This is a genomic window from Roseomonas sp. 18066, from assembly GCF_902706185.1.
Classification (GTDB): Bacteria; Pseudomonadota; Alphaproteobacteria; order Acetobacterales; family Acetobacteraceae; genus Pseudoroseomonas.
Genome location: NZ_CACSJM010000128.1, coordinates 1 through 17,512 on the forward strand (window position 1 = coordinate 1; position 17,512 = coordinate 17,512).

Here is a 17,512-nt window from a genome sequence, read left to right on the forward strand (position 1 = left end):
GCGGGGCCTCCGCAGGGGCCTCCACGGGGGCCTCCGCGGGGGCCTCGGCGCCGGGGATGCGGATGCCGCGGGTGCGCGGTCGCAGCTGCTCGATCAGGCTCTGCGCCGCGGCGCCGGCCTCGGCCTCGCCGGCGGCGCGCGGCGCCGAGAGCGGCAGCAGCATCGGCACGCCCAGCAGCGGGGCCAGCAGCATCATCCTCGCGCCACGGGTCATCGCCCAGCCTCCTCCTGCATCGCGGCGGGATGGTCCGCCGCCTCGAAGATCGCCTCGCGCGCGTCGCGCCGGCGCGGCGCGGCCTGGCCCATCCAGCTGGTCCAGCCCAGCCGCCCGCCACCCCCCAGCGCCACGGCCGGCACGGCGGCGGCGGCCAGCACCAGGTTGACCGCGAAGCCGGTATCCAGCCCGACATGCAGCCGGGTCAAGGCCACGAGACGGTGATGCCGCTGCGTGCCGGGCAGAAGCGCCTCGAAGTGATCGCGCGGCAGCGGGCCGATGCGGATGACGAAGCGCGACTGCGCGTCCCAGACCTGGGCGCCCAGCGCCGTGCTCAGCCCCAGCGCATTGTGCTGCCGCCCGGCGCCGAGGCGCGAGCGCTCGGTCTCCGGCAGCCGCAGCCAGCCGCCGGCGAATTCCTCCAATTCGACCGGGAAGCCGACCTCCTCCTGCAGCAGCGCGCGCAGCCGCTCGGCCGAGCGCATCCGCGGCGCCAGGTTGCCGGCATGGAACAGCAGCGCGGCCGCCGGCACCCCAGCGCGCGGCGCCAGGCCCGGCGTGCCGAGGCCGATCGCCGCCGCCAAGGCGCGCTCCGCCGGCAGCGGGTCCCGCGTCGGCCGGTACTTGCGCCCGGCCGAGGCCCAGAGCCCGGCGAAACGGCCACCCAGCAGGTCGACGAAGGCATGCAGCGCCTCGGAGCGCTTGCGCTTCTCCTGGGCCACCGTCGCGGTGTGGTGGCGCGGCAGCACGCCGCCCGGGCCGATCAGCCCGAAGGCGCCCAGCGTCAGCTGCCGCTTCGCCGGATCGGCCGCGACGACGGCGGCGGTCGGATGCAACAGCCGCGCGGTGGAGCGGTAGCGCAGGCTTCGCGGATCGCCCTGGCCGCTGACGATGTCGATCGCCTGGTCGAGCTCGAAGCGCTGCGGCGTCCTGACCAGGCGTTCGAGCGGCGTCACAGCAGCACGCGCGTGCCGCTGCGCGGCGTCCAGCGCGCGGCGATCCCGGCCCGCCCGCGCAGCACCACCTGGCAGCGGGTGAAGGCGTTCACAGACACCTGCAGCGCCAGGAAGCGCTCCAGCACGGCGGCCAGCAGATGCAGCCCGCCGGCCTGCCAGCCCGCCGGGTCGAAAGCCAGGGTGACGTCCAGGCCACGGACAAAGGCCCCTGCCCTTCCGCCCGGCAGCCGCGCGACGCCGGGCCGCGCCTCGACGGCGACGAGGGCAGCAATCGCCGCACGGTTTTCCGGCGTGTCGCGCAGGTCGTGCAGCCGCAGCATTTCCTTCAGCGCCAGCGCGCCCTGCTCGCCGCCGGTGATGCCCAGGTGGTTCAGGGCCAGATGGGAAATCAGCTTCCAGGCGCTGCGTTCCTGCAGCCCGGGGCGGAGCGTTGGCGTCGGCGCCGACAGACATTCGGCGCCGTCGAGCGAGACGCCGCCATCGGCGACGCGCAGCCGTGGCTGGCCACCGCCGAAGGGCAGCATCGAGGGAAGGTCGCGGTTGCAGCAGAGCGCATCGATGCTGAGCACCGCATCGGCCGGCCGCGCCGGATCGAAACCCGGGTCGCGCAGCGCCAGATGCGTCTGCGTGCCGCCGAGCGGCGCCGCGGCCGGGCGGCGCAGCGCCAGGTAGTGGATGTCGCCCGCCGTCTCGTCCGGCTCGACACGGCCGAGGCGATGAAACGGCAGCACCTCGCGCCGGCTGCCATCGGGGCGGCTTTCGCGCAGGCGGGTGAGCGAATGGACTTCCAGCGCCGCCGGGCGCCGCGCATCGGGCATGACCTGCCATTCGCTGCGGGTGCCGTCCAGCGCGATGGGCTCGCAGCGCTGCGGGAACAGGTTGATCGCCGGGGTGCAGCCGAGGGCGAAGCTGTCGGCGGTGACCGAGCGCTCCAGCTCCGGCACCGCGCGCGACAGCCAGATGAATATTTCCAGCCGGTCGCCCCGCTGCATCAGGCTGCGCGCTTCCAGCCCGTCCAGCTCGAGGTACAAAAACTTCTCCGGGAAGGCGAAGTACTCGGTGAGCAGGCGGTAGCCGTCGAAGGCGCGGTTGGGCCAGGGCAGCGCCGCCTCCGCCCGGTCGAAGCCGACAGGGCGCAGCCGCGAGGCGTCGAGGATGGTGGGCGACGGGTCGGAGGGCCCGTCGGCCAGCGCGATGGACAGCACCGACTGGCTCAACACCTCGTGCAGCAGCGCCGCCTGGGAGCCGGCGCCGCGCAGATGCAGCCGCAGCTTGTCGAGGCCGAGCTCGGCCATCGGCAGGTCGGGGGTCAGCGTGCGGAAACTCAGTCGCAGGCAGGCCGCGGCGCCGGCCGCCGCGCGGTTCAGCGGCGCGGCGATCGGCAACCCGGTCAGCCGCGCCTGCTCCAGCACCAGCGGCCAGAGGGTGACGTCATGGCAGGTGCGGAAGCGCACCGGCTCGCCGCGCACCGGCTCGGTTTCCACCGCCAGCCCGCGCGGGATGGCGACGGGGCCGCGCAGCTCGGCGCCGGGGCGCAGCCGCAGCGTGGTCATCGACGGCACCGGCGCCAGCATCTGCGGCGACAGCATTTCCAGCAGCGCATCGGAGATTTCGGGCAGCTCGTCGTCGAGGCGCTGCTGCGCGCGGGCAGCGAGGAAGGCGACGCCTTCGAGAAGCCGCTCGACATAAGGATCGTCGGCGGTGTCGCCGGAAAGACGCAGCCTGCCTGCGACCTTGGGATAGGCCTCGGCGAACTCCCCCGCCTCCCGCCGCAGCGCGGCGAGTTCCCGGTTGTAGAAAGGCAGCAGAGCATCACTCATGAGGGGCGGACGGTGACGTCGAGCGTCGCCGGGCGTAGCACCGTCTCGAAGGCGATCTGCTCCGGCGCCGGATCGGTGCGCAGCACGGCCTCGACCCGCAGCCGCAGCACGCGGTCGAGCTGGTCGCGCTGGCGGTCGTCGATCTGCACGCTGACGGCGGCCAGCCGCGGCTCGAAGCGGCGCAGGCTGACCTCGACCTCGCGGGCCAGGGCCAGCCGCGCCTCCTCGGTGGTGAAGCTGCCGGCGGTGGGGTCGGGCACGCCATAGCCGAGCGGCGACACCGCCAGCTCCGTCAGCCCGGGCGGCAGCGGCAGGCGGCGGCGGCGCGCATTGAGCAGCGCCTCGACATCGCGGCGCACCGCCTGGCGCATGGCTTCGATCGCCATGGGCTGGGTCGGCGTCGGATCGGCCGGCGCCGCCGGATCGGCATCCAGCAGCCGGTCGAGCAGCGGCAGATGGATGCGCCGCGCCTCGCTCATGCGAAGTCGAGCCGGGTGATCTCCGCCGGGGTCAGCGCGCCCTCCCCGGCCAGCCAGAGCCGCAGCCCGGTGCCGCGCACCGGGCCGGGCGTCTCGCTCCAGACGGTTTCGCGGCCCAGCTTCTGCGCGTCGTTGTCAGCCTTCTGCGGGTAGAGCATCGGCACGAAGACCAGCCCCTCGGTGCCGTCCTTCAGCACCAGCGTGGCGCGGCGCCAGGCCAGGTCGCGGGCGCGGCGGATCGGTTCGAAAGCGAGCTGGGCGATGCGCTCCAGCGGCACCCACATCGCGTCGCCGCCGCTGGTCAGCACCTCGAGCTGCGGCGCGAAGATGTCGTCGGCATCGCGGAAATCGTCGAAAGCGGTGCCGTCGGCGCTCCCGGCGATGCGCGGGCGCAGCGTCTCGGCCTCTTCCGCCGCGACGGTGGCGCCCTCGGCATCGCCGGCGCGGGCCAGGGTCAGCGCGCGCAGCGCCGCCCGCTGCGCCGGCGTCGGATCGTCGCCCTGGAATCTCGGCAGGGCGCCGCTGGCGAAGAAGGCATGGCGCTGCTGCTCGCCGCGCAGCAGATGGCGGAATTCCAGCACCGCCGGCGAGGGCTCGGCCTGAAGCACCGCGTCGAGCGCCTTGTCGGCGCGATCGACCTCGCCATTGAGCAGAAAAAATTCGGCGAGCAGCCAGCGCAGGCCGGAGTCGCGCGGATTGCCGCGGACGGCAGCGATGGTGGCGGCCAGCGCGCCGGAAAGATCGCCGGCCTGGAAGGCGAGGCTGGCGGGGTCCTGGGTGGTGCTCATGCCGCGGCGGCTCCCGGCGCCTGGAGATCGGTCACCAGACGGAAGGCGGCGCCGACCTCGTCCAGCTGATAATGTGGCTTCAGATGCAGCACGCAGCCATAGACGCCGGGGCGCCCGGGCTGCTCCTGCACGCTGACGCGGGCGTTGCGCAGCGGATAGCGCGCGGCACTTTCGCCCAGCGCGCTGCCGGAGGAATTGGTGAAGCCGGTGAGCCAGCGCTGCAGCTGCCGCTCCACCTCCTCCGGCGTGCGGAAGGCGCCGACCATGTCGCGGCCCATCACCTTGATGCAATGCGCGAAGCGGCTGACGCAGAGGATGGCGTTGAACTGCGCCGACAGCCGCTGATTGGCCTCGGCCGCCTCGCCGGTCATGCGCGGCGGACGGTGCAGCGCGGGGGCGGCGGCGAAGGTCAGCTCCGGCAGGGATTCGAGCCCCAGCAAGGGAAGGATGCCGGCCTCGACCAATTGCCGTTCCTGCAGGTCGGTCAAGGCAAGCTCCACCGGCGGACGCGGCGGCTTGCCCGGCGCATCGCCGGACAGGCGGTCGACCGGCAGCGCATCGACGACGCCGCCCATGGCATCCTCTGCCACCGCGGCGCCGCGCAGATCGGCCGGCCAGCCATAGCGGGCGAAGGCGCGCAGCACGACGGCGCCCATGGCATAGACCGGGCTGGTCCAGACGCGACCGCCCAGATCGCCGCGCGGCCGGAAACCATCGGCGCGGACGCCGTCATCGGCCCAGGGGCTGCGCGCCAGCATGCGCGGCAGCAGCAGCGCCAGGAAGCGCGTGTCCTCGCGCTGCTGCAGGCCGCGCCAGCGACGATGCGCCTCGTCGCGCAGGGCTTCGGTGAGGTCGAGGGCGGGATTGGCCTCGCTATAGTCGTCCAGGCCGAACAAGGCCGGATGCGCAGCGATGGCGGTGGGGGCGAAGGCGGCGGCGGCGACGGCGGCCAGCGCATCGAGCCCAGCCATGTCGTCGCTCGGGCTGCCCGGGCCCGGCGCGTGGCGCAGCGCGTAATCGGCCAGCAGCAGGCCGAAGGGCTCGCCGCCCGGCTTGCCGAATTCCTCTTCGTAGACAGCACGGAACAGCGCGGACTGGTCGAATTCCGCGGCGCGCTGGAAGTCGCGGCACAGCTCCGGCCAGCGCACCACCAGCAGGCGCAGCCGCACCCGCGCGCCATAGGGCAGCCGCCCGGCCAGCCAATGCAGCCCACGCCAGGAGCCTTCCAGCTGCTGCAGGCGCGGCGATTCGAGAAGCGCCGCGAGCTGCGCGTCGATCATCGCGTCCAGCGCCGCGACATCGCGATCGATCGCCTCGCACAGCGTTTCTGCATCCGGGAAGCGCTGCGCGCCGAACCAGTCGGCGAGCCGGCCCTCAATGGCGAAGGCCGCGAGATCGGCAGCCGCTTCCGCCGCCGCCGTCCCGAGGAAACGGCCGGCCAGCACCGCCTCGCGCAGCGCGATGCCGGCCGTCATGGTCACGCCTTGTGCGGGATCCGCGCCACCATCCGCATGGAGGTGGTCAGCTCCTCCATCTGCAGCCAGGGGCGCATATAGGCGACGGCGTTGTAGACGCCCGGCTTGCCCGGCACTTCCTTCACCTCGACCTTCGCCTCGCGCAGCGGGTATTTCGCCTTGCTCTCCGGGCCGGCATTCTCGTTGGCGTTGACATAGTTCTTGATCCAGCGGTTGAGCCAGACCTCGCAATCGCTCGCCTCCATGAAGGAGCCGATCTTGTCGCGCGCCATCACCTTGAGGAAATGCGCGAAGCGGCCGGTCGCCATCAGATAGGGCAGCCGCGCCGAGATGGCGGCATTGGCCGTGGCTTCCGGTCGATCATACTTCTTCGGCTTCTGGACCGACTGCGCCCCGAAGAAGACGGCGTGATCCGTGTTCTTGTAGTGGCAAAGGGGAAGAAAGCCGAGCGCCGACAGCTCCGCCTCGCGCCGGTCGGTGATGCCGATCTCGGTCGGGCATTTGGCGTCGGTGTCGCCATCGTCGGAGACGAAGGTGTGGGTCGGCAGGTTGGAGACCTTGCCGCCACCCTCGGCGCCGCGGATGGCGACGCAGAAGCCGTTCTGCGCGAAGGCGTCGGTCAGCCGCGCGCCCATCACATAGGCGGCGTTCATCCAGCAATAGTTGTCATGCGACATCTGCTGCGGGCGACCGGCGGCATCGGCTGGCGCTTCCTCATAGCCGAAATCGTCGACCGGCACGGTGCCCTCGCCATAGGGCAGGCGGGCGATGACGCGCGGCATCACCAGGTTGACGAAGCGGCTGTCCTCGGTCTCGCGGAAGGCGCGCCACTTGGTGTATTCGGCGGTCTCGAAGACCTTGGCCAGGTCGCGCGGCTTCGACAGGTCGCGCCAGTCGTCGAAGCCGAACATGCCGGCGCCGGCGGCCGAGATGAAGGGCGCGAAGGAGGCGGCAGCGACGTTGGAGACCAGGCGCAGCGTCTCGACATCGTCCGGATGGTTGGTCCATTCGTAGTCGCCGATCAGCGCGCCATAGGGCTCGCCGCCCGGCATGCCGAACTCGTTCTCATAGAGCTTCTTGAACAGCTGCGACTGGTCGAACTCCGTCGCGCGCTGCAGGTCGCGCGACAGCTCGCGCTTCGAGGCCTGCAGCAGCCGCAGCTTCAGCGAGGTGCCGGTCTCGCTGTTCTTCACCAGATACTGCAGCCCGCGCCAGGAGCCTTCCAGCTTCAGGAAGCGCTCATTGTGCATCACCGCGTTCAGCTGCTCGCTGACCTTGCGGTCGATCTCGGCGATGGCGCGGTCGAAGGTCTGCTGCAGGTTGCGGCTGAAGGTGACGGTGCCCTTCAGCGCCTCCTCGGTCAGCGCCTTGATCAGCTCCTGCGCGCGGTCGCGCTCGGTCTGGCGCGTGGCGCCCAGCACCTGGTCGAGCAGGCCGGCGCCGGCTTCCGTCTCGCTGGTCGCGGCGGCAGCGGCGCTGCCCTTCTGCGTGCCGCTCATGCCTTGGGCTCCTGCTGGCCCAAGCCAAGCTCGCCGGACAGCTTCTGCAGCTTCGCCTGGTCCTGCAGGACTTCCTCGAGCAAGCCTTCAAGCTCTTCCGAGCGATCGACCTTGCTCATCAGGTCGCGCAGCTTGGCGCGGGTCTCGAGCAGCGCTTTCAGCGCCGGCACCTGGTCGGCGACGCGGGCGGGCGAGAAATCCTCCATCGAGCGGAACTTCAGGTCCACCGCCATCTGGCTGCCATCGCCCGCCAGCGTGTTGTCGACCTTCAGCTTCAGCCCCGGCTGCACGCGGGCCATGACGTCATCGAAGTTGTCACGGTCGATCTGGACGAACTTGCGCTCGGCCAGCGGCTTCAGCGGCTCGGCCGGGTCGCCGGCGAAATCGCCCATCACGCCGACGACGAAGGGCAGCTCGCGCTCGATCTCGGCGCCCTCGGTCTCCACCTGATAGGTGATATGGACGCGCGGCTTGCGGACGCGCGCCAGCTTGTCGTGAACGCTACCGCTCATGCAGGCGATCTTCCTCTGGTCAGGGTCAGGGCGCGCGAGGCGCCCCGTGCCGCTTCGTTCCGTCTATGCGATATTCGCGCGTGACGATGATCGAAGCCGCGGCCGAGAGCAAGCTGACGAAGCCGCTACCAGACGATGCCCTTCGGCTCGGAAACCGGCGCCGCTTCCGGCGCAGGCGTCGGATTTTCCTGCGTCTGCATCGGCAAAGGCGGCGAAACGGCGGGGCCGGGCCTGATGCCGAGCATGCTCAACATTGCGTGACGGACCGCCGCATCGGGCAGCACCTCCTCCAGCAGCGCCGGCAGCGGCATGCGCGCGCGCCGCGCCAGCGTCTCGATCGCATAGGCCAGCGGCGAATGCGGCTCGGTCTGGCGGAAGAAGACGGCGAGGCTTTCCAGCTGGCGGATCGCGCTTTCGCGATTGAGCGCCGCAACGGGTGGCGCGGCGATGACGGCCGGTGTCGCGGTCACGACTTCCGGCGCGGCGACAGGCGGCGGCGGCGCGGCCTCCATGACGGGCGCGGCCTTGCCGCCGAATCGCGTGGCGAGCGCGACGAGGCGCGCCAGCACATCCGTCACACGCCGCGCCGGCGGCGCCGCATCGCCGAAACGCGCGGTGAGCTGCGCGTCGAAGCCGTCCCAGGCCTCGGCCGCGGCGCGCGCCGCATCGCCCAGCGCGCGCCATTGCGCGCCGGCGGCGGCGGCCTCCTGCTCCAGCACGGAGAGAATCGGGATGCCGCTGGCATGGCGCGCCTCGCGCCGCTTGGCATCGGCCAGCGCCGCCGTGTCCTCCGCCAGGTTCCAGAGATAGAGAGAGACCGCGCTGCCATCGGCGCGGCGGAACATCGGCAGGCGGCGCAGCGGCTGCATCAACGTGCCATCCGCCGACTGCCCGGCAAGGCCCGCCAGCGGCGCGGCGCGGCCCTCCAGCCCATCCTCGTCGGGCAGCGGGTAGGCGGCGTCCCAATAGCCCTCCAGCAGGCCGGAGAGCAGCGCGGCGGCGTCGCGCAGCCCTTCCAGCCCGTCGAGCCGCACCAGCGCCTCGGCCAACCAGGCGGCGATCTCCAGGTCGCGCGACTGCTCGGCCACGCACAGCGTGCCCAGCCGCTTCACCTCGCGCCAGGGCTGCGGCACGCCCTCCTCGCCTTCGGCGGCGTCCTGCGCCCGCTCCTCGGCGCGCGCCTCCGCCCGCGCGTCGCGCAGCTTCTGATAGGGCGAGCTCGGCGAGTAGTCCTCGCGCAGGTCGCGGCCGACGCCGCCCTCGCCTTGCCGCAGTGGCGCCAGCATTTGCGCCAGGTCGATCACCGTCTTCATCGCCGACGCCATTCCCCGTCTTCGCTGTCGCCCACTTTCTTGTCATGCAAGAGCGCGTGAGGCAACGCCCGGAACGACGCGCAAGCGCATCGGGTCAGTTGCCCCGCCTCAGTCTTGTGCATATGGAGAGTGCCCAGCAACGGAGGCGCGAACAGGCATGGTGTCGTTGGATCTGAAGTCGCTCGTCGGGCGGCTCGACGAACTCTGCCGTCGCCAGCTGGAATCCGCGGCAGGCCTGACGCTGTCGCGCAGCCACTACAATGTCGAGGTCGAGCACCTGCTGCTGCGCATCGTCGAGCAGCCGGGTTCTGACATTTCCGCGATCCTTTCCGCCAGCGGCATCGATGCCGGGCGCGTGGTCACGGAGCTGACACGCGCGCTGGACAGGATGCGCACCGGCAACAGCCGCGCGCCGGCGCTGTCTCCCGATATCGTGACCCTGCTGCGCGAGGCCTGGCTGATCGCCTCGCTTGAAGACCAGGCCTCGCGAATCCGTTCCGGGCATCTGCTCGCCGCGCTGCTGTCGGAAGACACGCTGCGCCGCGCCATCCTCGACGGCGCGCCGGCCCTCGCCAAGCTGTCCCCCGAGGCGCTGCGGCGCGATCTCGCGGCGCTCACCGCCGGCAGCGAGGAGGCGCAGGCCGCTGCCAATGCTCCCGGCGATGCGCCGGCCGCGGCGGCGCCCGCCAGCGGCGGCGCGCTGGAGCAATATTGCACCGACCTCACCGCGCAGGCGGAGAGCGGAAAGATCGATCCGATCCTTGGCCGTGACGCGGAAATCCGCCAGGCCATCGATATCCTGACGCGGCGGCGGCAGAACAACCCGATCCTCACCGGCGAGCCCGGCGTCGGCAAGACGGCGGTCGCCGAAGGCCTGGCGCTGCGCATCGCCGCCGGCGACGTGCCGGAGGCGCTTGCCGGCGTGCGGCTGCTGTCGCTCGATCTCGGCCTGCTGCAGGCGGGCGCGGGGATGAAGGGCGAGTTCGAGAACCGCCTGCGCGGCGTCATCGATGGCGTCAAATCCAGCCCGAAGCCGATCGTGCTGTTCATCGACGAGGCGCATACGCTGATCGGCGCCGGCGGGCAGCAGGGGCAGAACGACGCCGCCAATCTGCTGAAGCCGGCCCTGGCGCGCGGCGAGCTGCGCTGCCTCGCCGCCACCACCTGGGCCGAGTACAAGAAGTATTTCGAGAAGGACGCGGCGCTGACCCGGCGCTTCCAGGTGGTGCAGGTGGCCGAGCCGTCGGAGCCGCTGGCCGCCGCCATGCTGCGCGGGCTGGTCGCGGTGCTGGAGAAGCATCACGGCGTGCGCATCCTCGACGAGGCGGTGGCCGAGGCGGTGCGGCTCTCGGCGCGCTACATCCCGGCGCGGCAATTGCCCGACAAGGGTGTCTCTCTCCTCGACACCGCCTGCGCCCGCGTCGCGATGAGCCAGAGCGCCCTTCCCGCCCCGCTCGAGGACCGCCAGCGCCGCCTGTCGCTGATCGCGACGGAAAGCGGCGCGCTGGCCCGCGAGGCGGCGAGCGGCGCCAACCACGCGGCGCGGCTGCAGGCGCTGGAGGAAGAGCGCGCGACGCTGGAACAAGAGCTGGCCGCGTTGCAGCAGCGCTGGGACGAGGAGCGCGCGCTGATCACGACCTTGCGCGACCTGCGCGCCCGCGCCGAGGCCGACGACGGGGAGGCGCGCGCCGAGCTGGCGACCACTTCCGCCACGCTGCGCGATATCCAGAAAGAAAACCCGCTGGTGCATCCGGTGGTCGATGCCCAGGCGGTGGCCGAGGTGGTCGAGACCTGGACCGGGATTCCCGTCGGCCGGATGATGGGCGACGAGATCCGCAACGTCCTCGACCTGAAGGCGCAGCTGGAGCAGCGGGTGATCGGCCAGCCGCATGCGCTGGAGGCGATCGCCCAGGCGGTGCGCACGCATCGCGCGGGGCTCACCGATCCGCGCAAGCCGGTCGGCGTCTTCCTGATGGCCGGCACCTCCGGCGTCGGCAAGACCGAGACGGCGCTGGCCCTGGCCGACCTTCTGTATGGCGGCGAGCAGAACCTCACCGTCATCAACATGAGCGAGTTCAAGGAGGAGCATAAGGTCTCCCTCCTGATGGGCGCGCCGCCGGGCTATGTCGGCTACGGCGAAGGCGGCGTCCTCACCGAGGCGGTTCGCCGCCGACCCTATTCGGTCGTGCTGCTCGACGAGATGGAGAAGGCCCATCCCGGCGTGCAGGACGTCTTCTACCAGGTCTTCGACAAGGGGCAGATGAAGGACGGCGAGGGTCGCGACATCGACTTCCGCAACACCATCATCATCATGACCTCGAATGCCGGCACCGACACCATCGCCAAGCTCTGCGCCGATCCCGACCTGGCGCCGGAGCCGGCAGCCCTGACGGAAGCGCTGCGGCCCGACCTGCTGTCGTGGTTCAAGCCGGCCTTCCTCGGTCGCTGCAATGTCGTGACCTACTACCCCCTCGCGCCCGCCGTGCTGCGCCAGATCGTGGCGCTGAACTTCCGGCGGATCGAGCGGCGGCTGCGCGAGGCCTATGGCGTCGCGCTGCGGGTGGATGACAGCGTGCTCGACACCATCGCGGCACGTTGCACCGAAGTGGACAGCGGTGCGCGCAACATCGAGACGATCCTGACGCGCACCCTGTTGCCCGAGCTGTCGTCGCGCATCCTCGCGCGGCTGATGGAAGGCAAGACCCTGACGCATGTCCATCTCGGCATGGGGGCGGACGGGCAGTTCGACTACGACATCGGCGCTGACGCGGCCTGACGCCGCGGATCCCGGACAAAGAAGGTCAAGGAGTCCAACATGGCGATCTACATGAAGTATCAGGGCGTGGACGGCGAGAGCACCACCCAGGGCTTCGAGAAGCAGATCGAGCTGCAGTCCTTCCAGCTCGGCGTCGGCCGCGGCATCTCCACCGCCCGCGGCACCTCGACCCGCGAATCCTCGGAAGCCAGCGTCAGCGAGATCACCCTGACCAAGCTGACCGACGGCGCCTCGATCAAGCTGTTCGAGGAATCGCTCTACGGCAAGCTGGACCATGAGGTGGTCATCACCTTCGTGCGCACCCAGACCGGCGGCGGCGTGCAGCCCTATCTGCGCTACACCCTGACCGGCGCCGGCGTCAGCGGCTTCACGCTGAGCTCCGGCGGCGACCGGCCGAACGAGACGGTCAGCCTGAACTTCGACAAGATCGAGATGAGCTACGGCACCATCGGCGACGACCAGTCCGGCAGCAACTCGTCGAGCACCTACGACCTGGCGACCGCCAAGCGCTCGTAAGCGGCCTTGCCGCGGAGGCCGCAAGGCCTCCGCGGTGCTTCAGCGATGCGGCTGGACGGTGTCCTCGGCGAGGCCGTTGGATGACGGGCGCAGCACCACGGCGCTGACGTTGTCGCGCGCGCCGGCCTTCAGCGCCGCCTCGATCAGCGCCCGCGCATCGGCGCCCTGCCGCAGCAGCAGGGCAAGCGACGCCTCGGGCACCGCCTTGAACAGCCCGTCGCTGCACAGCAGGAAAAGATCGCCGGGCTGCACCGCGCCGGAGATTTTCTCCAGCTCCGCCCCGGACTCGCCGCCGCCGATCGCGCGCAGGATGACATTGGCCTGCGGATGGCGCTCGGCGTCACCGGCCGCCAGCTCACCGGCATCGACCATCTGCTGCACCAGGCTGTGGTCGCGGGTCAGCGGCTTCAGCACGCCGTCGCGCAACCGGTAGGCGCGGCTGTCCCCGGCCCAGAGACAGGCGAAATGCGCCTGGCGCAGCAGCAGCGCCACCACCGTCGTCGCCATCACCCGCCCGGGGCCCAGCGCGGCGGCGCGACGGCGCAGCTCGGCATCGGCCGCACCCAGGCGCAGGCGGATCTGCGCCAGCATCTCGACGGCCGACAATCCGGGCGGCACGCCTTCCAGCGCGGCGGCGGCGGCAGCGGCCGCGACATCGCCGCCGCCATGCCCGCCAGCGCCATCGGCCACCGCCCACAGGCCGAGATCGGGCCGCTGCACCACCGCATCCTCGTTGCGGCTGCGCAGCGTGCCGGCATGGGTGCAGGCGTCGGAGCGGAAGCCGCTCATGCCGGCCCCAGCAGCTGGAAGACGTGCTGCGGCGGGATCAGCCTCGGCACCGGCCAGTCCTGCGCCGCGTGCCACCAGCCGCTGGCGAGGTTTTCGCCCGACGGCTCCGGCAAGGCGGCGGCCAGCCGGTCGGCGTCCCAGACTTCCGTCAGCGCGCGGCGCGCCAACTCCTGCAGATCGGCGAACCATTCGGCGCCGGGCGGCGGCACCGGCGCCGCCAACAGCACAAAAAACCGCCGGCCGACGGCGTCGCGGCCGGGGGCCATGACGCCGCTGACCGGCAGCGCGCCGCAGGCGCCGGCGGGCAGCGCCAGGCACCAGCAGGGCGTGGCGTCGTAGCGCGCGGCGAAAGCCTCGGCGCCGAGCCGTTCCTCGGCGGCCTGCAGCCCGGCGGCGGCCCAGCCGTCGAAGCCAGCGACCAGCTCGCTCGGCAGGTGGCGGCGGACGAAGTCGCCATGCGCGGGGAGCTTGCCGAACAGCCCGGTCATGGCGCCAGGCTCGGGCAGCGGAAACGCGACAGCTCCGGCAGGTTGAAAGGGTTGATGCTGCTGCCGGCACGCAGCTCGAAGACGGCGGCGCGGTCGCCCTGGCTGACGGTCAGGCGATAGCGCTCGCCGGCCAGGCGTTGCAGCGAGCTCTGCCGCCCCAGCACCAGCCGCAGCGCCGACCAGCCGCCATCCAGCGCCAGCGGCCCGGCCATCGCCGGCGGCTCGAAGGCCAGCGTCGTGTTGCCGCGCGACGGCCAGGACAGCAGCACCGGCCGCCCGCCGCCGCCGGAAGGCAGCTCGTTGCGGACGCCTTCGGCCTCCAGGATTGCGCTGGTCGAGCCCATGTCGAGCCCCTGTGGGATCAGCTCGAAGCGCAGGCCCCCGCCGGCCATGCCGGGGAAAAAGGCGTCGCGGATCGCCTGGGCGCGCTGGAACTGCGCCAGGTCGGCCGCGCTGACCGGCGGCGCCAGCCCGTCGGTCGCCATCGGCCGCCAGGGATCCTGGCTGGTATCGGCATAGGGGCGGACATTCTGGGCGAAGAACTGGTCCAGCGCGCCGCCCGGGGCGAAGAGGCGGGCAAAGTCGTCGACCGGGATATCGGCGCCGTCGCGGCGCAGCGGGAAGCGGCCCTCGATGGCGCGGCAGAGCGGCGCCAGCTGCTGCGCGGCGGCGGCGGCGATGGCGGCCTTGGCGCCGCCGGCCCGCGCCGCCTGGGTCGACTGCGCCAGCGCCCGCAGCCATTTGGCCAGCGGCTCGGGCTGGCGCGCGGCCTCGGCCAGCAGGCGCTGGCCGGGGTCGAGCATCCCAGGGGATGGCGGCGGCAGCGCGGTGCCCGGCGGCAGCGAGGCCAGCCGCGCGACCTGGACGTAAAGCTCGCTCACCGTCTTCAGGATGTCTTCGAGTGGCGCGCCGGAGGCGGACAGCAGCGCGGCGAACCGGGTTTCCACCAGACGACCGATCTCGGCGGCGGGGCCGGTCGGGACCGGCACGCCGCCGCCCTGGGGGGCGACCTTCTCGGCCACCGCGCTCGGCGTCAGCTCGCGCGAGATGGCGCGCAGGATGTCGCGCAGCGGCGAATTGGGCGCGCCCAGGATGTTCAGCCCCTCGGCCGCGGCCGGCAGGCCGGCGAAGGGCGGCAGCACCAGCTCGTCCAGCATCGCCTGCCAGGCATCGCCATAGTCGCGGGCATAAAGGGCGAGCACCGCGGCCTCGAGCTGCGCCGGGTCCTCGGCGCCGGCGGCGGCGGCCTCGGGGCCCAGGACCCAGCCCTCGGCGGCGGCGGCGCGGACGGCGCCGGGCAGCGCCGGCAGCAGCTTCTGCTGCAGGCCCGCGAGCGTGTAGAGGCCCGGCACGCCCTCAGTCAGCGGCTTGCCCGAGGCGCGGGTGAAGAAGCGCTGCCCCCCCGCCCCCAGCGCATCGGCCGGGCGCCAGGGCGCGACCTCCGCGCCAGCGGCGGCCAGGCGCGACCAGACGCGCTCGGCCATGGGCAGGCGGGAGAAGACGCGCCGCGCCGTGTCCACCAGGGCGCCGTCGACGGGATACTGGTGGAAGTCCTGGGCGAGCAGCGCGTCGAGATGGCCGAGCAGCGCCTCGCGCTGCGGCTGGTGCAGGGCGCCGGGATAGGCGCGGGCGAAGTCGGCGGCGATCCAGCCGCGGAGGAGCCCGGCATCCATCGGCCCCTGGCGGCCCAGCATCAGATAGGCGCGGGTCGCCTGGTAGAGCACCTCCGGGCGTTGCAGCTCGGCGCGGATCTGCTGCTCCAGCCGGGCCAGCAGCCGCGGCAGCAGGGTGCGATCGAGCGCATGGCGATAGGCCAGCTTGCCGCCGGCCAGCAGCTTTTCCGCCTGGTCGAGGCCGATGCCGGTGGCGGCGGCGATGCCGGCGGCGGGCGGCAGGTCGCGGGCGGCGTCCAGATAGGGCAGCACGCGCAGCAGCTCGCCATCGGTGACCGGGTCGAAGGGGATGCCCTGCGCCGCGGCCTCGGCGCGGGCGATGGCGGCCTCCATGGCCTCGGCGCGGGCGATCTCGCCGGAGCGGATGGTCCAGCCCCAGGCGCCGCCGCCCAACACCAGCAGCAGCGCCAGGGCCCAGGCGCCGGCGGTGATCCAGCGGCGACGGCGTTCGGCACCCCGGTCACGCGCCGCCAGCCGCGCCTCATTGAAGACAACATCGCGCAGCAGGCGGCCGAGGAAGAAGCTGCGCCCCTGCTGCCCTGAGACCTGGGCGACGCGGCGGGCATCGAGGCCGAAGCTGCGCGCCATGGCCCCGGTCAGCCGGTCGATCGGCGAGCCTTCCTGGGTTCCCGAGGTCAGGTAGACGCCGCGCAGCAGCAGCGCCGGGTCCAGCCGCGTGCCGGCGAAGGCGGCCTGGGCGAAGGCGGCCAGCGGCGCCTCCAGCGAGGCCAGCTGGTCGGGGAAGCCGGCGATGGCGGCGCGCTGCGCCGGGCCGCGCTCGGCCTGCAGCCGTTCCAGCAGCCGCGCCTGCAGCCGGTCGAGCAGGGCGCGGAATTCGGCCCCGAAGCGCGGGGTAGCGCCTTCCGGGCCATGCTCCAGCGGGAAGGTGAAGCCCCAGACCTGGGCGCGGGTCTCGCGGTCGAGGTCGTCGAAGGTCTCGGTGAAGCCGGGCAGCAGGTCGGCCTTGGTCACCAGCAGATAGACCGGCAGGCGCTGGCCCAGCTTTTCTTCCAGCTCGCGCACGCGGCGGCGGATGGTGCGGGCATGCTGCTCGCGCTGCTCGGCGGTCAGCGAGGCCAGGGTGTCGACGCCGAAGGCCACCATGACACCGTTCAGCGGCTGCCGCGGCCGGGTCTTCTTCAGGATCGACAGGAAAGAATCCCAGCCGGCCTTGTCGGCGGCGGCGTCCGAATCCTGCGTGGTGTAGCGGCCGGCGGTGTCCAGCAGCACGGCGCGGTCGGACAACCACCAGTCGCAATGCCGCGTGCCGCCGATGCCGGGCAGCTTGCCCTCGGCGGTGGGGAATTCCAGGCCAGAGCGGGCGATGGCCGTGGTCTTGCCGCTGCCGGGCGGGCCGATCAGCACGTACCAGGGCAGCTCGTAAAGGAAGTTTCCCTGCTTCGCCGCGCTGCGGCGGAGCGTCGAAAGCGCCTTCTCGAGGTTGTCCTTCAGCGCCGCGGTCTCTTCGGCGCTGCGGTCCTCGTCCGGGGCGGCGGAGGCCACCGCATCGGTCAAGGCGCGGTCGCGCGCCCGCCGCTGCCGCGCCCGCCACCAGGTCAGGGCGAGATAGATGGCGACAACCAACAGACAAATGACGGCGCGGGACCAGGGGTCCTCGAAGGGGCGGGTGCTGCCGAAGCCCAGCAGCGGCATGAACATCCAGATGACCGGCAGCAGCACCAGCACCGCCGCCAGCCCGGCCAGCGCCGGGATGCTGGCGAAGGCGGAGATCAGCGTCTCCATCTCAGTTCTCCCGCCGGTTCAGCACCAGCACCTCGATGCGGCGATTGGCCTCGCGGCCCTCGGCGGTGCGGTTGTCGGCGACCGGCTCGCTCTCGCCGCGGCCCTCGGCGGTGAAGCGCGCGGCATCCAGCGCCGAGGCGCGGCGGATTTCTTCCAGCGCCGCCTCGGCCCGGGCCTGGGACAGGTGGAAGTTGGACGGAAAGCGGACGGTGCGGATCGGCTGGTTGTCGGAATGGCCGAGGATCTGGGTGCGGCTGGCATCCTCCTCGGCGATGGCCTGGCCGATGCGGGCCAGCAGCGGGGCGAAGCGGTCGTTCAGCGTGGCCGAGCCCGAGGCATATATGCCGCTGCCCTTGATGCGGACCAGGGTGCGCTGGACATCGCCGGTGACGGTGACCAGGCCTTGCGCGATCTCGGGCGCCAGGAACTCTCTCAATCGCGCGGCGAGGGTGGGACGCGGGGGCGCGGCGC

The 17,512-nt window shown here is 72.3% G+C and carries 15 protein-coding genes; 2 read left to right on the plus strand and 13 right to left on the minus strand.

All coding sequences use genetic code 11. The features are described from left to right. The 9 genes from GVN67_RS22055 to tssA form a co-directional block, all read right to left on the minus strand. Window positions 1-214, minus strand: a 214-nt coding sequence (locus GVN67_RS22055) for a hypothetical protein (protein ID WP_200845349.1), incomplete at its 3' end; no start/stop codon positions are given. After that, entirely contained in the window at window positions 211-1,170 is a 960-nt protein-coding gene (gene tssG, locus GVN67_RS22060) for a type VI secretion system baseplate subunit TssG (protein ID WP_159999489.1), read from the minus strand. The genes GVN67_RS22055 and tssG, both read right to left, overlap by 4 nt. Then, complete coding sequence (gene tssF, locus GVN67_RS22065; RefSeq protein WP_159999490.1) at window positions 1,167-2,990, minus strand: type VI secretion system baseplate subunit TssF; 1,824 nt, start codon at window positions 2,988-2,990, stop codon at window positions 1,167-1,169. The genes tssG and tssF overlap by 4 nt, the downstream gene beginning before the upstream one ends. Then, entirely contained in the window at window positions 2,987-3,469 is a 483-nt protein-coding gene (gene tssE, locus GVN67_RS22070) for a type VI secretion system baseplate subunit TssE (RefSeq protein WP_159999491.1), read from the minus strand. Before tssE ends, tssF begins: the two co-directional genes overlap by 4 nt. Next, on the minus strand, window positions 3,466-4,257 hold the full coding sequence (locus GVN67_RS22075) for a type VI secretion system accessory protein TagJ (RefSeq protein WP_159999492.1): 792 nt from the start codon (window positions 4,255-4,257) through the stop codon (window positions 3,466-3,468). The genes tssE and GVN67_RS22075 overlap by 4 nt, the downstream gene beginning before the upstream one ends. Next, window positions 4,254-5,732 carry a type VI secretion system contractile sheath large subunit gene (gene tssC / locus GVN67_RS22080; protein WP_159999502.1) on the minus strand — a complete coding sequence of 493 codons (1,479 nt, stop codon included), beginning with the start codon at window positions 5,730-5,732 and terminating at the stop codon, window positions 4,254-4,256. The genes GVN67_RS22075 and tssC (GVN67_RS22080) overlap by 4 nt, the downstream gene beginning before the upstream one ends. A gap of 2 nt (window positions 5,733-5,734) precedes the next feature. Continuing rightward, window positions 5,735-7,231, minus strand: coding sequence for a type VI secretion system contractile sheath large subunit (gene tssC / locus GVN67_RS22085; RefSeq protein WP_159999493.1), 1,497 nt, complete (start codon window positions 7,229-7,231; stop codon window positions 5,735-5,737). Next, a complete protein-coding gene (gene tssB / locus GVN67_RS22090; RefSeq protein WP_159999494.1) occupies window positions 7,228-7,743 on the minus strand; it encodes a type VI secretion system contractile sheath small subunit in 516 nt (171 codons plus the stop codon). The genes tssC (GVN67_RS22085) and tssB overlap by 4 nt, the downstream gene beginning before the upstream one ends. Before the next feature lie 125 nt (window positions 7,744-7,868). Beyond that, window positions 7,869-9,068, minus strand: a complete 1,200-nt coding sequence (gene tssA, locus GVN67_RS22095) for a type VI secretion system protein TssA (protein ID WP_159999495.1) — start codon at window positions 9,066-9,068, stop codon at window positions 7,869-7,871. Between the two features lie 145 nt (window positions 9,069-9,213). Here tssA and tssH point away from each other — a divergent pair, with 145 nt between their 5' ends. Together tssH and GVN67_RS22105 are read left to right on the plus strand one after the other, a co-directional pair. After that, window positions 9,214-11,832, plus strand: coding sequence for a type VI secretion system ATPase TssH (gene tssH, locus GVN67_RS22100; protein WP_159999496.1), 2,619 nt, complete (start codon window positions 9,214-9,216; stop codon window positions 11,830-11,832). Between the two features lie 39 nt (window positions 11,833-11,871). Next, window positions 11,872-12,348, plus strand: coding sequence for a type VI secretion system tube protein Hcp (locus GVN67_RS22105; protein ID WP_159999497.1), 477 nt, complete (start codon window positions 11,872-11,874; stop codon window positions 12,346-12,348). 39 nt (window positions 12,349-12,387) lie between these two features. Here GVN67_RS22105 and GVN67_RS22110 read toward each other — a convergent pair whose 3' ends face one another. The 4 genes from GVN67_RS22110 to tssL form a co-directional block, all read right to left on the minus strand. After that, window positions 12,388-13,137, minus strand: coding sequence for a PP2C family serine/threonine-protein phosphatase (locus tag GVN67_RS22110; protein WP_159999498.1), 750 nt, complete (start codon window positions 13,135-13,137; stop codon window positions 12,388-12,390). Next, complete coding sequence (tagF, locus tag GVN67_RS22115) at window positions 13,134-13,625, minus strand: type VI secretion system-associated protein TagF (RefSeq protein ID WP_159999499.1); 492 nt, start codon at window positions 13,623-13,625, stop codon at window positions 13,134-13,136. The genes GVN67_RS22110 and tagF overlap by 4 nt, the downstream gene beginning before the upstream one ends. Beyond that, window positions 13,622-17,041 carry a type VI secretion system membrane subunit TssM gene (gene tssM / locus GVN67_RS22120; protein WP_159999500.1) on the minus strand — a complete coding sequence of 1,140 codons (3,420 nt, stop codon included), beginning with the start codon at window positions 17,039-17,041 and terminating at the stop codon, window positions 13,622-13,624. The genes tagF and tssM overlap by 4 nt, the downstream gene beginning before the upstream one ends. 1 nt (window position 17,042) lies before the next feature. Beyond that, the coding region (gene tssL, locus GVN67_RS22125; protein WP_159999501.1) for a type VI secretion system protein TssL, long form at window positions 17,043-17,512 on the minus strand (470 nt) is incomplete at its 5' end.

Excerpts from the sequence above, each read along its gene's own strand:
- tssF (WP_159999490.1), bottom strand. The coding sequence starts at position 2,990 with ATGAGTGATGCTCTGCTGCCTTTCTACAACCGGGAACTCGCCGCGCTG.
- tssE (WP_159999491.1), bottom strand. The coding sequence starts at position 3,469 with ATGAGCGAGGCGCGGCGCATCCATCTGCCGCTGCTCGACCGGCTGCTG.
- GVN67_RS22075 (WP_159999492.1), bottom strand. The coding sequence starts at position 4,257 with ATGAGCACCACCCAGGACCCCGCCAGCCTCGCCTTCCAGGCCGGCGAT.
- tssC (WP_159999502.1), bottom strand. The coding sequence starts at position 5,732 with ATGACGGCCGGCATCGCGCTGCGCGAGGCGGTGCTGGCCGGCCGTTTC.
- tssC (WP_159999493.1), bottom strand. The coding sequence starts at position 7,231 with ATGAGCGGCACGCAGAAGGGCAGCGCCGCTGCCGCCGCGACCAGCGAG.
- tssB (WP_159999494.1), bottom strand. The coding sequence starts at position 7,743 with ATGAGCGGTAGCGTTCACGACAAGCTGGCGCGCGTCCGCAAGCCGCGC.
- tssA (WP_159999495.1), bottom strand. The coding sequence starts at position 9,068 with ATGGCGTCGGCGATGAAGACGGTGATCGACCTGGCGCAAATGCTGGCG.
- tssH (WP_159999496.1), top strand. The coding sequence starts at position 9,214 with ATGGTGTCGTTGGATCTGAAGTCGCTCGTCGGGCGGCTCGACGAACTC.
- GVN67_RS22105 (WP_159999497.1), top strand. The coding sequence starts at position 11,872 with ATGGCGATCTACATGAAGTATCAGGGCGTGGACGGCGAGAGCACCACC.
- GVN67_RS22110 (WP_159999498.1), bottom strand. The coding sequence starts at position 13,137 with ATGAGCGGCTTCCGCTCCGACGCCTGCACCCATGCCGGCACGCTGCGC.
- tagF (WP_159999499.1), bottom strand. The coding sequence starts at position 13,625 with ATGACCGGGCTGTTCGGCAAGCTCCCCGCGCATGGCGACTTCGTCCGC.
- tssM (WP_159999500.1), bottom strand. The coding sequence starts at position 17,041 with ATGGAGACGCTGATCTCCGCCTTCGCCAGCATCCCGGCGCTGGCCGGG.